Source organism: Mesorhizobium sp. M1A.F.Ca.IN.020.03.2.1, assembly GCF_004023205.1.
Taxonomy (GTDB): Bacteria; Pseudomonadota; Alphaproteobacteria; order Rhizobiales; family Rhizobiaceae; genus Mesorhizobium.
This window is the reverse complement of sequence record NZ_RZSV01000034.1, coordinates 1-14,242: the sequence shown is the minus strand read 5'-3', so window position 1 is coordinate 14,242 and position 14,242 is coordinate 1. Positions and strand designations below refer to the sequence as shown.

Here is a 14,242-nt window from a genome sequence, read left to right as displayed (position 1 = left end):
TGCACCGCCTCCACGGTCTAGCCCCGGGCGGCGGCGCTGCGGCGCTGCTCGCCGGCCGCTCGCGGACTGTCGATCGCCGCGGCTGGCCGCGCGTCAGCCGGCGCGACGACAAGGGTGGCACTGCGACCGATCTGGCCGGCACCGAATTTTTGCGCGAGCAGCCTGGCGGCTTCCGAAGGCTGCTCGGAGGGGCTGAGCGCCAGAAGCGCAAGATCGGCTTTGGCGAAGAGCTCCGGATTCCAGCCGTTCTCATTAAGCGAGGGCGCGATCACGAGCACGAAATCGAACGCGCTCCCGGCTTCGGCCAGAATGCCACGGAACGAGTTGCGATCGGCAACGCCAGGACTTTTTTCCGCCACTGAGCTGCACACGATCGTCTGCAGACCGGTCGCGCCATCGATGAACAATCCGGCGCCGTCAGTCGTCGCGCTGGACAGACGATCGCCAATTTCCACCATCAGCACGTTCTGATCGGCCCGTTGCATGCCTATGCCCAGCATCGCGCCCGCAATCCTTGCCTCGAAACTGCTGTGGATCGAAGACACGAGGATGACGAACGGTTTGCCGTGGTCGTTCAGGTGCAAGACCATCTGTCGCATGATCTTCAGGACGGCGAGCGACAGCGTTTCGTTTCCGGTCTGGAAGAGCTGTTTCCTGATCGCCTTGATGTTTGAATAGGCGGTCCCACCGGCGACGCCGGGCAGACGGTACTCGCCGAAATTGGCTGGCATCGGCAATGGCCGGGGGCTGACCGGCGCGCTGTCCTTACGGTCCACGAACGGCTCCGGCACGGCCGCCGTCGGCGACTGCGGGTCCTCTTGCGGCTGCGAGACCGGACCAAGCGCCAGAGCGAGGCCGCATCCGGCGAGGAGTCCCAGAACGGCGCTCACCAAGAGAAGCAGGACCGGCTTCGGCCATGTCGGCTGGACAGGCGGCGAAGCCACGCCGATCTTGCGCGCTTCGGAAGTCTGCACGCCCTGCATCTGCGACGTTTCCTGCGCCCGCTTGAGATAGTCGTCGAGCACGGCGCGCGCCGCCTGGGCTTTCGATTCCAGCTGCCGCAGCTGTACCTGCGCGATGTTCGAGTTCGTCGACTGTTGGCGCAGGGCTTCGAGCTTGTCTTGCAGCTTGCCGACATTCTGCACAGCGAGATCATAGCTGGCCTTCAACTGCTGTCTTATGCGATCCGCCTCGGCGGACATCAGCCGCTTCAACCGCTCCAGCTCGGACTGCAGCCGCCCGATGGTCGGGTGGCGCGGCCCGTACATCGTTTGCAGGCTGGCAAGCTCGGTGGCGCGCTGGTTGTAGTCATCGCGCAATTTGATGGCCGAGGTGGAGGTAAGAATATCCGCAAGCTTGGCGAGCCCGGCCGGCGAACTGCCCGCAGCCAGCGCCTGATTGTAGCGGTCCTTGGCCTGGTCAGCGTCGCCCTGGGCGGCGATCAGCTGCGTCGTCAGCTGATCGAGCTGCGACTGCAGCGTGCCGCCGTCCGTCGAATTGACGATATTGTGTTTCGTCTTGAAGTCTTCGACCGTCCGCTCGGCGTCGCTGACGTCCTTTTGCAGGCCGGAGATCCTGTCCGTGAGCAGCGTATTCACGTCGCTGTTGGCGCTCTCGCGTTCTCCCACCAGGCCTGCCCGGTACTGATCGACGATGGCATTGGCGATGCGCGCGGCCTTTTCCGGCGACGGCGACGTGAAGCTGACATTGATGACGTAGGTCAGCCCTTCGCGCTCGACAGAAACCTTGCTCTGGAAGCGCTTGAAGGCGGCGTCCTGCGGCGCGCTTGCGCCGGCTCCGAACAGACGTGAAGCAAGGCCGCCGCCGGCGAATTCCGGATCGCTGTCGAGCTTCTGGCTTTTGAAGACGGCGCCGAGCAGGTCTGGCGACTGGATGACGAAGACTTGGCTGGCGATAGCGGCGCTGTCGGAGCCGATCCCCGGAAGCACGTTGTTGAAATTGGTCGCGCGCGTGTCGCGGGGGTCGATCAGTATCGAGGCCGTTGCGGTATAGCTTGGTTTGGTCACCGCAAGATAGGAGAGCGCCAGCAGCACTGCCGCGCCGGCGATGGCAAGCACCATCACGCGTCGCGCCCAAAGGATGGCCCACACTGCACCTATGTCGAACAACGGCGTAAGAGTGCGCTCGTCGATACTGGCTGGCTTCATCGATTTTCCTCGTCGAGAGCCGCGACTTCACGACCTCACTCGTCTCCACAGTATTAAGGATTATCGTTAGCCATCCGTTAAGCTTGGCGGCGTGACGATGCGCTCGGCGCTGGCGATGCCGGTAACCATGCGAAGCGTTCGCGCTGGCGCGGTTGCGGCATTTTGCTTATGCAGGATCGGGTTTTGAGCGTCGTCGTAGGTGCGGGTAGCCCATCGCCGATCGTCTCAGGAGGCGAGGTTGAAGGACACTAAAGGGAACCGCGAGGCCGCCCCCGGGGCAGGGGCCAGCCCGGCGACCGACATGCGCATGTCGGTCACGGCGCTTGCCAAGAGCGGCGCCGTGGCCGGCATCATCAAGCTTGCCAGCGCGGGCCTGTCCTTCCTGATGTTCGTGGCCGTGGCGATGGTGACGAACGAACGCGAGTTCGGTCTTTACAGCGCTACCTATGCCGGCGCGAGCCTGGTTTCCTTCTTCGCTTCGGTGGGCCAGCAGAGCACCGTGCTCAGATTCTGGCCTCAATATGCCGGGCTGGGCGATCTCGGCTCGGCTCACGGGCTGATGGCGCGCGCCATTCTCGTGGCGCTGGCCGGGCTCGTCGGTACCAGCCTGCTCATCATCGTGGTGGGATTCCTGCCCTTCATCGGCAGGGGAACGCCGGAATGGCTGCCGCTATGCGTGGCGGCAGCGGTGCTGTCGTTCTCGCTCGGCTGGTCGGAGTTTACCTCGGGCGCCTTCCGGGCCAAGAACGCGCTGATATCGGGCCTGCTGCCGCGGGACATCATTTGGCGCGCGGCGACAATCGCCGCCGTTGCGGCGCTGCACTTCATGCAAGTGAAGATCGATGCGATCGCGGCGACATATCTGACGGCGCTGCTGCTCATCCTGTCGGTCGTCCCGCAAACAATTGTGCTGTTGCGCGACACGGCGCGGGCAGATCGCGGTGGTCTCACGGAAGGGCAAAAGCAGGAATTCAAGACGGTGACGCTTGGCCTGTGGGGCGTCACCTCGCTGCCGCCCGCGCTCGGCCAGGTCAGCACCCTGCTCGTGGCGATGATCCTGGGGCCAGAGGCGGCAGGCGCGATCTTCGTGGCGGACCGGACCACGCGCTTCGTGACCCTTGCCCTCAACGGCATCAACCAGGCGCTGGCGCCGCAGATATCGGCGGCCTTCTACAGCGGCGACAGGGCTCACGTTCAGCGCATCACCAGCCTCGCCGCGCTTGGCGGCTCGGCCATTGCGCTGTGCGTGCTGGCGTCCTTCTGGATATTCGGCGACTTCATCCTGTCCATCTTCAATCCGGCCTATGCGACGCCGACCATGAGGGCGACGCTCGTCATCTTCGGCATCGGGGCGACGTTCGGCACCGCTTGCGGCCCGATCGAAGTCCTGTTGCAGTTGACGGGTCTGCAGCATGCGCTCTTCAAGGTGCTGGTCATCGTCAACGTTGTCGGACTTTGCGTGACGGCCGTGGCAACTTACTACCTCGGGTCCATAGGAGCGGCCCTCAGCATTGCCGGAACCGTCATCGCATGGACGGCTTTCGGGGTATTGATCGCCCGGCGCAGAATCGGCATCAACCCGTCGATCCTCGGCTTGTCCCTGGACAGGATCGGGCTGGTGCCTCATGCCCTCCTGAAGGGGCGCACGTGAAGATCGTCCAAGTGCAGACCCAGGCGGAAGCAGCGGGGGCGCAGCGCATCTCCGACATGGTGGGCGAGGGCTTGCGGGCGCGCGGGCACGAGGTGCGCACCGTCTTCATGTACCGCAAGACCGAAGCCTACGACCGCGATCCCAATGCGGATTTCGTCCTGACGGACAGACCGCGCGGATTGCCCGGGCAGATCCGGGCGACCGTCGGCCTGGCGCGATATCTGCGCGCGGCACGCCCCGACGCAGTCATCACTTACCAACACTATGGCAACATCTTCGGCACGATCGGCGCCCGGCTGGCCGGCGTCAGGCACATCGTCGCAAACCAAAGCGGCGCCCCGCAAAGCATGGGCGTCATGGGGCTGCTCTCCCAAATCGACAAGCTGATGGGCACGGTCGGCCTTTACCAGGCGAATGTCGTCAATTCCGGCTGGACTCAAGCGCAGTTCGATCGCTATCCGCGCTCCTATCGGCGGCGCATGCGTCGCATCGATCACGGCGTACCCGCGCCGGGCGAGGAATTCGACAAGGCAGCGGCGCGCGCCGCCTTCGGCCTGCCGCAGGACGTTTGGCTGGCCGTATCATCGGGCCGGCTGACGCGGATGAAGAACCAGATCGCGCTTGTCGGCGCGCTCGATCGACTGCCCGACGTCCATGTCGCGTTGGCAGGCGCGGGGCCGGAGCGCGAAGCGCTCGTCGCCTTTGCCGAAAGCCGCGGCGTTGCCGACCGCCTGCATCTCGTGGGCGAGGTTCCGCCGGCGCGCATCTTCGAATTCCTCGCGGCCGGCGATGCCTATGCGTTTGCCTCGATGACGGAGACCTTCGGCCTCGCCTGCGTCGAAGCCGCCATTTCCCGGCTGCCGGTCGTGGCGAGCAACCTCGACGTCTTGCGCGAGGTGCTGACCGCGGAGGACGGCTCTCCCGCCGCACTCTTCGTCGAGGCCGACGCTGCCGGCATGGCCAGGGGCCTTGGCGATCTGTTTGCGCGGCCGGAAGCCAAGGCCAGGCTTTCAGAGGCGGGACGGCGGCTGCGGGATAAGTATTCGCCGGCCAGGATGTGCGCGGGCTACGAGGCGCTACTGCTTGCCTGACCGCTTGCGCACGGCGGCGATCCCGTCGATCACTTCCAGGCGCCCGGCCCGATTGAGTGTGTGGATTTTCGGATAAGGAAAGTCGCCAGCCGCATCGATCGGCCGCGGCGGCGACAGCCGCACCGTCTGCTGGTTGAGCTCCAGCAGCTTCGACAGGCCCAGCCCGCCGCCATAGCCCAGCGTTCCGTCCTGGACCGGAAGAAGCACGCGGCCGTCGCGGTTGCGCACGAAGGCTCCGCCGGGGCGGGCCATGCGGTGGTCGATCAGGATCGGGTTCGCCGGATGCGGCCGCCACGGACCGGCAAGCGCGGGGGCGGAGAAAATCACCAGCGTGTCGGAAGTGCTTCCATGGCCGTCACGATCCGTGGCGAACAGCCAGAGCATGCCTTCATGCTCGAACAAGGTGGCATCGGAAATCTCGCCTTCGACCAGCACGGTCTCGGCAAGCCAGCTGTCCGGGAAGCCCGACGCGCGGTAGAGTGTGAGCTTGCCGCCGGCGCTCGCCTCCGGCAGCATCCAGATCGCGCCGTCGCGCTCGAATACCTGCGGGTAGGAGAGGTGGTGAGCCTCCTCCAGCACGACCCGAGGCTCGCCAGGAACGCCATCCGCGTCGAACGGGACAACGGAAATGACCGCCTTTCCGGTCGCGTGCGGATAGTCCTCGACGAACACAAAGGGCTGACCCTGCCACCAGAAGGGGAACGGGTCGGCATAGAAATGATCGCCCGGGTCCGGCAGCACCGACCAGCCGGTGCCGAGCTTGCCGGTATCGGCGACGCCCAGGGCATCGGTAAAGCGATAGCCGACACGCCAATGCGCGTGGCGGAAGCGCGCGCGCCGAAGCGCTTCCCGGCCGAGCCGCGGCAGCGCCGCGCCGAGATAGGCGGATGTGAACCCGCCTCGCTCGCCACGACCATGGATTTCAGCCACGGCCTCTCGTGGCAGCCGGTCCGCCGCGAACGCGCGGGTGACCGACTGAACCAGAGTAATGGCGCGGGCGAACACGTCCTCGGTGCCGAGTGCGGTGGATTCCCGCTTGTCGACCATGGGCCGCGCCTGGCCGACTACCGTCTTCCTGTCGAGCACGGCCTCGATCACCGGGAGCCTGCCGGCCGCGACGGCGATTGCAGCCGACAGATCGGCGCTGGATCCGTCGAAGCGAAGGCCGATGGTGGGGACATTCGACAAGGCCGCATCGCCGGCAAGATCGAGCCTCAGCGCGGCGGGGCGCCCGCCGGGCCGTGCCGGGATTGCTTGCAGCGCGGAGCCGAGAAGGGGTCCGCGCCGGCGGAAAAGACGTTGCTCGAACTGGAAGGCGGCTTTTGCCGCGGCCGGCCAGGTCGACGGCCCGGGCTGATGCGCCACCGCGACATCGTGGCCGTCCGCCTCCAGCCGCTCTATGGCGAGCTGCTGCCAATGGCGGGGCGCCGATTGCGGAACGATAACCTCGATCGCCAGCATGTCTTGGGCGGCTATGTCCTGCTCGGATTTCCAACAATAAGGAGCGAGAGACTGGCCGAAAATACTTACATCGGCGTTACACGCAAAACCGGATTTCTACTTTTCCGGCATGATTTTCGACTTGCGATCCCGAAGCGGTTGTGGTCGTCCGCCCCGGCCTGCCATGCAACGCAAGATTAGCGGTTTCGGCATATACCAAGATTCCAACAATCGCGGCGGCCGGTCTTGACCTGGAACGTAAGAAGTCGTGGATAGCCGCTGTCCCTGCCGGTTCGGATCACATGTTTGAAGTCACTGCCGAGGATGCGTTCGATTTCCGTTCGACGGAGTACGCCGAGCTCTTCGCCAGCTCGGCGGCAACCGCTTTTCAGCATCCGATTTGGCTCGCGCAACTTTATGAGAGGCTCGTGCGGCAAGGCGCCGCCACGCCACTGATCATCGTCGTCCGCGTGCGTGCGAGCGGAAGGCTCGCGATGGTCCTGCCGCTGGTGAGGCGCCGCTACACGCTGCTGAAGGTCGTGGAATTCGCGGATATGCGGGTTTCGGACTATGTCTCGCCCGTCGCCGACGAGGAGACCTTCTCCCGCATTCTTGCCGACGCCCGCACCGTCGCCGCCATCCGCAAGCATCTGCGGCCATACGATCTCCTGCGCATAGGCAAGCTGGCGGACCGCTCCCTGGCGATGGAGCGCCTGCTTGGCGTCGACAAGCGCGACAGCATGGGCATGAGCGCCTATTCAAGCAAGCTGGAGCCGACATTCGCCGGCTGGCGCGAGCAGCGGCTGGACCAGTCCTATCGCAAGGAGCTGGACAAGAAATCCCGGCAGCTCAACCGCATCGGGGAGGCGCGCTTCGAATGCGTTGACGGCCCGGCCGCGGTCCGCACGACATTCGATGCCCTCAAGCTCTATCGCGGCAAACGCTTCGACGGCAGCAACGGTCCGGCCGACCTTTTGCAGCTGCCTTCCTATTTCGATTTCTACCTGGCCGTGGCCAATGAAGGGTGCGGCGGCTTCGCCCGCACCTATGCATTCTGGATGAACGGCCAGCCGATCGCCGGCGCGCTCGGGCTCGAGCACCGCGGCTCGCTCCTGGTCATCCTCGGCGGTTTCGACGAGGCCGGCTACCGGAAGCAGTCGATCGGCAGCCTGATGTTCGAGCAGATCGCCCGCGATTGCATCGAGCGCGGCGATCAACACCTCGATTTCACCATCGGCGACGAGCCCTACAAGCGCGTGTTCGGCGGCCGGCCTTCACCGATGTGGCAAATCTACCGCGCAGGGAGTCCGCTCGGCTATGCGGCGCATCTGACGGTGCAGAAATTGCCGGCGGCCAAGGCGCTGGCGCGGCATATCCTTGAGGCCGCGCATGTCAAGAAGGCCAAGCCTTCGGCTGTCATCGTGCCACCGGCTGCCGATGAAGCCGCCGAGTCGTCCTAGTTGAAGCGGGTCGGATCGGACGCCTTACGCTAGCTTCAGGCGGTCGCGCACGCCTATGCCGAAGCGTCCTTTGAACGAAATGCGCCGGCTGACCCGCAATCAGGTCACGGCTTCCACTTGCGGCCGCTTGAGACCGCGCAGCCGCGCGGCAAAGCTCGGGCTGAACTTGTCGATCTCGTGCAGTATGCGGCGACGGCTGAAATGAACCTGCCGGCGCGCGCGCCAGCGCAGGTCCGTGTCGATGGTCAGGCTGCGGCGGAAATTTGCCAACTCGAGCCCCCGTTCATCCATCGCCTGCTTCATGGGATCATCATAAAAGGCGGCGATCTTCGCTGCCGCCATGCCGGGCGAGGCCATCCACTCCGGCACGTGCACCATGCACAGGCGCTCCACATCGGTGAGAAGGCGGCTGACACCTGTTCCGGCGGCCGGACAGGATGTCTGATAAGCGTCTCCGATCAGGACGACGCCGTCGCGCTTGCAATTTTCGGCGACGGTGATGTCGGTGAGCCAGCTCGAGACGCGGTCGATGACCTCGAAATCGCCAAAGGTCTTGAGGAGTCCCGGAAGCGTTTCAATGAGCGTTTCGCGCGGGCGGTCGCGCAGCGCCTTGACCCACGGGTCGGTATGCTCCCGGAAAACAAAGAGGTTGGCGCGGGTAACGCCGCCGGCCGGGAAGAAGTTCAGGTAATCGATGCCGTCCGAAACGCGTTCGCCGTAATAGGTCAGTGCCGGATGCTTGAACGCGCTTGCTCCCGCCGGCCGGACATTAAAACCGAAAGTCAACGATTGGCGCTGGTGGACGAACCGGCGCTCGATGCCGACGTCGCGCCGCAGGATGTCGCCCATGCCGGTGGCAAGCACAAGCAGGCGAGCCGTCACATCCGGCTGCCCGATGATCGATACACGCTGCCGCTCCGGCCCGGCTTCCACCGCGCTCACCCTGCCGGCGACGAAGCGAACGGTCTTGGGCAGTTCGGCCCGCATCGCCGCGACGAGGTTGTCGTAAAAAATGCCGTAATGGCGGGCTCGCGTGCGGTCGAGCACTCGCCCCTTGCGCACGTTGACGATCTCGTCGAATGCCGCGGCCGCCGTGGAAAGACTGTCGAGGAGGCCGATCCGGCGCAGCTTGTCGATCTGGTCGCCGGCGATCTTCTCGACACGGAACTCGCGCGGAAAAACGGGGTGGCGGTCGATCAGCGTGACACGGTAGCCTGACCGGCCGAGGAGAGTCGCGGCAAGTGTCCCGGAGAGCCCGCCGCCGACGACAGCGATCTCCGTGTCGGTTCCCTCCGGCAGCGGACGCAGCGAATGTTCGGCTGTCATTGGGAATACCTCAACAGGGCATAAAGGGCACGGGGATTGGTGGTGAAGTAGCGCCAGAACAGCCGGCGCGGCTCCATCAACATGCGCCACAGCCATTCGAAACCCGCCTTCTGGACCCAGAGCGGGGCGCGCCGGACCTTGCCGGCAATATGGTCGAACAGCCCTCCGGAAGTCTTGATCACACCGACATTCGAGAGCCGCGAGCCAAAATCGCGGACAAAGATCTGCTCGCGCGGCACGCCGAGGCCGAGCCACAAAATGTCCGGTGCAAGCGCGTCGATCTCTTCGAGCTTTTTCTCGAGTGCTTCGCCGGTCAGGTAGCCGTGGCTGTGGCCGACGATGCGCAGGCGCGGATAGCTGGCTTTGATGGCGGCCACGGCCTTGGCGTTCCCGGCCTCAGTCGATCCAAGCAGGTAGAAGGTCGCGGCCTCGTTCTCGGCGAGCTTTGCGACATCGTGGAACAGATCGGTGGTGGCCACCCGTTCCGGCAACCGCGTGCAGCACAATAGGCGCGAGGCGAGCACAAGTGGCTGGCCGTCGGCGAAGATCTGATCGGCTTCGCGGAAGAGGGCGGCGATCTCCGATTTCGCGCGAGCCTGGGCGATGACCTCGCCGTTGACGGAGGTGAAGTAGTAGGGACGGCTGCCATGGCGGTGCTGCCGCGCCGCCGCGAGCATCAAGCGGGCGGCGCCCTGCCGGTCGATCACGGTGACAGGCAGCCCGCCAAGCTGCACCGTCGGCAGTGCAGGCAGGTCCTGCCGGGAAGGGGCTGCTTCTAGCGCTGCCACGGCGGTCACGCTTGGACGTCCGGTCGAAGTCTGGTGCTGCAGCCGCGGAAAACGAGAGGTCTCATGGTTCAGATGTTGGCTGGAGTGGAGCGGATCCGATCCGCCGGTCGTAACGCTGTGTTGTTCAAAATCTCTTTTTGAAGTTTCTAAAACTTTTCGCATAGGAGAAGTCGCCCCATTCTCCGGTAGTTCGAACTACCTCCTTCATGGCACCATACGTAAAAAAATCAAAAAGTTAAGCGACATGTTAATAGTTAGTTAATATGGACAATTTGAATCGAAATATAAATCAGTTTAAACCTTTTGACCTCGACTTCACTTGCTTTTGGGTGATTTTGAACCTGCGTTTTCAACACGAATGCGATGCGATCGCCACTGGTGCGACCACATTGCAATGCCAACGAGCTCCTGATCTATCCTGGGTGATCGTCGGGGCCACGAAAATCAGTTGTGAGGCGGGGAGCGACATTCATGGCGCCGCCTGACGGGCAAAGCGGAAATCGTCCGGCGTCAGCTACTCCGGCAAAGGCCAAGACCGATCTTCATGCCTCTATTTCACACCGATGCCGGCGGTCAGGCCGCCGTCTATCTTGTAATCCGCGCCGGTGCAGAAGCTCGCTCTGGAGGAGCACAGAAAGGCGATGAGTTCGGCCACTTCTTCTGGTTCGCCGATGCGGCCAAGCGGATGCGCCGCACCGAAGCGCCTGTACGCTTCCTCGACATCGGCATCGCTGCCGGTTTCGCCACGCGCGGCCTTCTCCAGGATCGGTGTGCGGATCGAGCCTGGGCTGACCGAATTGACCCGGATGCCAGCCGCCGCGTAATCCAGCGCCAGCGAACGCGTCAGCGTATGGATTGCGCCCTTGGTCGTGGCATAGGCGGCGACGTTCTGCTGACAGGCGAAACCCTGCACCGAGGCGACATTGACGATGGCGCCGCCACCGCGACGGATCATTTCGGGGATGCCGTAATGCGCCGTCAGGTAGATCGAGCCGACATTGACCGTCATGGCCTTGTTCCATGTTTCCCAGTCGGTCGTGGTCGCGGTTCCGTAGGGATGGACGGCCGCCGAATTGACGATCACGTCGAGGCCGCAGAACCGTGCGACCCCGGCAGCGACGGCATCGCGGACCTGGTCCGCCACGGAGACGTCGGTGTCGACGACCAGCGCGCCGGCTTCGGAACTTTCCAGCTCCGCTCTCATTGCCGCATTGGCCGAGCGGTCGATGCCGCAGGCGATGATCGCAGCACCCCCTGCGGCGAGGCGCCTGGCGGTTGCCAGACCGATTCCCGTCGTCCCCGTCACCAGGGCGACCTTGCCAACAAAATCCTTCATTGCGGGAACTCCTTCAGTCACGTGTCGGAACCCGGCTCTTCCGGCAGGAATCGCAGGGCGAAATCCAGATGGCGGCTCATCAGGTAGGCGTAGGCCACCCTGTCGCGCGCGCGCAGGGCGGCGACGATCTCGCCATGCGCGGCGCGGGTGTCGGCCAGGACCGGGCGCATCTCCTTGCCGATGGTCATGATCCGCAGGATCACCGGGGAAAGGAAGGAATACATGTCCGACAGCATGCGGTTGTCCGCCAGCCCGATCAACGCCATGTGGAAGTCGAAATCATTCTCGGCGGCTTCCTCGATCGAGCGGCTCTCGACGATCCGCGCGTTGACCGCGTCGAGCGCTTCGATCTGCTCGTTGGTGGCGTTGAGCACGATGTGGTCGCCGATGCCGACTTCGATGATGCGCCTGAAGCCCTGAATGTCGGCGAAGGAGGAGCGCGAGACATCCATATGCGCGGCAAAGAAATTCTGGATGGCGATGCCATGCCCGTCCGCGAGCACAGCCCCGACGCGGGGTTTCGGTTCGATCAGCCCGTAGGTCCGGATAGCGCGCAAAGCCTCGCGCACGGTGTTGCGACTGGCGCCGGTGATCTCGCTGAGCTCGCGCTCTGTCGGCAGCACGTCGCCGACATTCAGCTGCCGCGAGCGGATGAGATCGAGGATCCGCCCGGCCGCGGCATCGACCGCCGAGCTGCCGCCGGCGTGGCGGCGGGCGCCGCTCTCGCGCGCGGCGTGAGAATTTTCCAATGACGAATCTCCCAAATTGTTGGACCAGGATATCCCAAGATTCCGGGAAAACAATCGAGTTGGACGCCGTCTCGATCAGTTTACCGCGCTACCTGTCGGCCGTCAGGCGTTCGAGAAAGCCGAAATTGTCGATTGACTCTCATCCTGGTCCAACAATAAGTTTCCGCTCTCTCTCAAAGGAAGGCAGCAAATGGAGCAGTGCTGGCGTTGGTATGGCCCGGACGATCCGGTGACGCTGGATCACGTCAAGCAGGCCGGGGCGACGGGCGTCGTCTCGGCGCTGCACGACATCTATGACGGGCGCGCCTGGCCGCTAGAAAACATCCTGGAGCGCAAGCGGATCATCGAGGCGGCGGGGCTGACCTGGTCGGTCGTCGAGAGCATCCCCGTCCACAACTCGATCAAGATCGGCTCGCCGGAACGGCTGCGCTATGTCGGCTTTTACAAGGATACGATCCGAGCGCTGGCGAAGGCCGGCATCGCGACGATCTGCTACAATTTCATGCCTGTGGTCGACTGGACCCGCACCGATCTGGCGTATCGCCTTCCGACGACGGGTTATGCATTGCGTTTCGACGCGATCGATTTCGCGGCCTACGACCTGTTCGTGCTGAAGCGACGGAATGCCGAGGCCGGCTACAGCGCCGCGCGCATCGCCGAAGCGGAAGCGCGATTGAAAGAGCTCAGCGACGAGAAAATCGACCGGATCGAGCGTAACCTTATCGCCGGACTGCCCGCCACCGAGCGCAGCTACAACCGGGACAGTTTTCGCGAGGCCTTGGCCGAGTACGATTCGATTGGGCCAAGGGAATTGCGCGACAATCTCGCCTGGTTCCTGCGCGAGATTATTCCGGTCGCCGAACAGGAAGGGGTGCGCATGTGCATCCATCCCGACGATCCGCCCTTCTCGCTCTACGGCCTGCCGCGCATCGTTTCGACAGCTGAAGATGCGCGGTTCATCCTCAATGCCGTGGAGAGCCCGGAAAACGGGCTGACATTCTGCACAGGCTCCTACGGCACGCGCGCCGACAACGACATCGTTGCCATGGTCAAGGAGTTCGCCGGCCGCATCCATTTCGTCCATCTGCGCAACGTCACCATCGAGGATGACGGCTCCTTCTATGAGGCCGAACATCTCGAGGGCGGCACCGACATGGCGCATGTCATCCTCGCCCTGATGCAGGAGGAAGCGCGCCGTCGGAAGGAAGGCCGCGCCGACTGGCGCATTCCGATGCGACCCGATCACGGACATCTACTCGCCGATGACATCGGCAAGACCAGGATCAATCCCGGTTATTCGCTGATCGGCAGGCTGAAGGGCCTCGCCGAACTGCGCGGCATCATGCGGGCCGTCGAACGGTTCGGGCTGGCATAGAATCGAAACTTTCCACCCACATTACCGGCGAGCGCAATTCGCTGCATAATGACCGCGCTGGCCGAGAATCGGTGTTCGGCAAGCCGATCCTCCACGGCGGCGTCAGTTCTGGTATTCTCAATGCCCTGGTCGCGGAGGATTTGCCCGGGCCCGGGACCGTCTTTCTCGAAATCGCATGGAAGTTCGTCAAGGCGGTCGGCGTTGAGTAGGCGATCATCGGACGCGTGGAGGTCAAGAAGTTGCGCCCCGACAAGCCGATCTGCAAGATCGAGACCAGCCTACGCAACGGCCAGGGGAGCTTTGTCCCACCGGCGCGGCGACCGTGTTGACCGTCCCGCTGCAAGGCGCATGAGCGCGGTGAGCGGCAGCCCGCTTGGCATGGCCGCCGACAGCGGCCGCTGGCGCGTGCTGTCGCTGCTTTGCCTGGCGGTCGTTCTGTCGCTGACCACCTGGTTTTCGGCGACCGCCATCCTGCCCGAACTGAGGCAGGAGCTTGCGCTCGGCGCCGGCGGGGAGGCCTGGCTGACCAACGGCGTTCAGGTCGGCTTCGTGATCGGTGCGCTGGGGGCGAGCCTGGTCAACCTTCCCGATTTGGTGCGGCTCAGCCGGCTGATGGCGGCCGCCGCTTTTGTCGCCGCGCTCGCCAATGCGAGCCTGCTGTTTCATCTCGGGCCGGGCGGCGTGATCGCCGCGCGTATTGTCACCGGCGCAGCACTTGCCGGCGTCTATCCGCCGGCGCTGAAGCTCGTCGCCACCTGGTTCACGCGCGACCGGGGGCTGGCGCTCGGCGCAGTCATAGGCGCGCTCACCATCGGCTCGGCGCTGCCGCATCTTTTTCGCGCTGTCCTGACCGCGCTC

Annotated in this window: 12 protein-coding genes; 6 read left to right on the top strand and 6 right to left on the bottom strand. The window is 64.3% G+C overall.

Going from position 1 to position 14,242, the window contains the following annotated elements; genetic code table 11:
- Window positions 1-17: 17 nt before the first annotated feature.
- The gene (locus EOA79_RS08215) at window positions 18-2,168 is read right to left on the bottom strand and encodes a GumC family protein (protein WP_095823346.1); all 2,151 of its coding nucleotides are present in this window, start codon (window positions 2,166-2,168) and stop codon (window positions 18-20) included.
- A 238-nt stretch (window positions 2,169-2,406) separates the two neighbouring features.
- Between EOA79_RS08215 and EOA79_RS08210 the strand changes: the two genes are divergently transcribed.
- The gene (locus tag EOA79_RS08210; protein ID WP_245322264.1) at window positions 2,407-3,819 is read left to right on the top strand and encodes a lipopolysaccharide biosynthesis protein; all 1,413 of its coding nucleotides are present in this window, start codon (window positions 2,407-2,409) and stop codon (window positions 3,817-3,819) included.
- Window positions 3,816-4,910: a glycosyltransferase family 4 protein gene (locus EOA79_RS08205; protein ID WP_128292962.1), complete on the top strand. Its 1,095-nt coding sequence runs from the start codon at window positions 3,816-3,818 to the stop codon at window positions 4,908-4,910. The genes EOA79_RS08210 and EOA79_RS08205 overlap by 4 nt, the downstream gene beginning before the upstream one ends.
- Here the strand turns inward: EOA79_RS08205 and EOA79_RS08200 are convergent.
- Window positions 4,896-6,371, bottom strand: a complete 1,476-nt coding sequence (locus tag EOA79_RS08200; RefSeq protein ID WP_095823344.1) for a hypothetical protein — start codon at window positions 6,369-6,371, stop codon at window positions 4,896-4,898. The genes EOA79_RS08205 and EOA79_RS08200 overlap by 15 nt on opposite strands.
- A gap of 281 nt (window positions 6,372-6,652) precedes the next feature.
- Here EOA79_RS08200 and EOA79_RS08195 point away from each other — a divergent pair, with 281 nt between their 5' ends.
- Window positions 6,653-7,810: a GNAT family N-acetyltransferase gene (locus tag EOA79_RS08195; protein ID WP_095823343.1), complete on the top strand. Its 1,158-nt coding sequence runs from the start codon at window positions 6,653-6,655 to the stop codon at window positions 7,808-7,810.
- A 99-nt stretch (window positions 7,811-7,909) separates the two neighbouring features.
- Here EOA79_RS08195 and EOA79_RS08190 read toward each other — a convergent pair whose 3' ends face one another.
- The 4 genes from EOA79_RS08190 to EOA79_RS08175 all read right to left on the bottom strand — a co-directional run bounded on the left by EOA79_RS08190 (window position 7,910) and on the right by EOA79_RS08175 (window position 12,009).
- Window positions 7,910-9,136, bottom strand: a complete 1,227-nt coding sequence (locus EOA79_RS08190) for an NAD(P)/FAD-dependent oxidoreductase (protein ID WP_128292960.1) — start codon at window positions 9,134-9,136, stop codon at window positions 7,910-7,912.
- A complete protein-coding gene (locus EOA79_RS08185; protein WP_245322278.1) occupies window positions 9,133-9,813 on the bottom strand; it encodes a WecB/TagA/CpsF family glycosyltransferase in 681 nt (226 codons plus the stop codon). The genes EOA79_RS08190 and EOA79_RS08185 overlap by 4 nt, the downstream gene beginning before the upstream one ends.
- 661 nt (window positions 9,814-10,474) lie before the next feature.
- Window positions 10,475-11,260, bottom strand: coding sequence for an SDR family oxidoreductase (locus EOA79_RS08180; RefSeq protein WP_095823341.1), 786 nt, complete (start codon window positions 11,258-11,260; stop codon window positions 10,475-10,477).
- A 17-nt stretch (window positions 11,261-11,277) separates the two neighbouring features.
- Complete coding sequence (locus tag EOA79_RS08175) at window positions 11,278-12,009, bottom strand: FCD domain-containing protein (RefSeq protein WP_095823340.1); 732 nt, start codon at window positions 12,007-12,009, stop codon at window positions 11,278-11,280.
- 190 nt (window positions 12,010-12,199) lie between these two features.
- On the opposite strand from EOA79_RS08175, the gene uxuA reads away from it, so the two are divergent.
- From uxuA to EOA79_RS08160, 3 genes are all read left to right on the top strand, one after another.
- Window positions 12,200-13,384 carry a mannonate dehydratase gene (uxuA, locus tag EOA79_RS08170; RefSeq protein ID WP_095823339.1) on the top strand — a complete coding sequence of 395 codons (1,185 nt, stop codon included), beginning with the start codon at window positions 12,200-12,202 and terminating at the stop codon, window positions 13,382-13,384.
- Between the two features lie 71 nt (window positions 13,385-13,455).
- Window positions 13,456-13,593 (top strand): MaoC/PaaZ C-terminal domain-containing protein, encoded by a 138-nt coding sequence (locus EOA79_RS33460; protein ID WP_206628220.1) that lies wholly within the window; start codon window positions 13,456-13,458, stop codon window positions 13,591-13,593.
- A gap of 139 nt (window positions 13,594-13,732) precedes the next feature.
- A partial coding sequence (locus EOA79_RS08160) for an MFS transporter (protein WP_164893835.1) occupies window positions 13,733-14,242 on the top strand: 510 nt, incomplete at its 3' end.

What these genes read in the sequence shown, in the direction of transcription:
- uxuA (WP_095823339.1), top strand. Translation starts at nt 12,200, where the DNA reads ATGGAGCAGTGCTGGCGTTGGTATGGCCCGGACGATCCGGTGACGCTG.
- EOA79_RS08195 (WP_095823343.1), top strand. Translation starts at nt 6,653, where the DNA reads ATGTTTGAAGTCACTGCCGAGGATGCGTTCGATTTCCGTTCGACGGAG.
- EOA79_RS08180 (WP_095823341.1), bottom strand. Translation starts at nt 11,260, where the DNA reads ATGAAGGATTTTGTTGGCAAGGTCGCCCTGGTGACGGGGACGACGGGA.
- EOA79_RS08200 (WP_095823344.1), bottom strand. Translation starts at nt 6,371, where the DNA reads ATGCTGGCGATCGAGGTTATCGTTCCGCAATCGGCGCCCCGCCATTGG.
- EOA79_RS08190 (WP_128292960.1), bottom strand. Translation starts at nt 9,136, where the DNA reads ATGACAGCCGAACATTCGCTGCGTCCGCTGCCGGAGGGAACCGACACG.
- EOA79_RS08185 (WP_245322278.1), bottom strand. Translation starts at nt 9,813, where the DNA reads ATGCTCGCGGCGGCGCGGCAGCACCGCCATGGCAGCCGTCCCTACTAC.
- EOA79_RS08215 (WP_095823346.1), bottom strand. Translation starts at nt 2,168, where the DNA reads ATGAAGCCAGCCAGTATCGACGAGCGCACTCTTACGCCGTTGTTCGAC.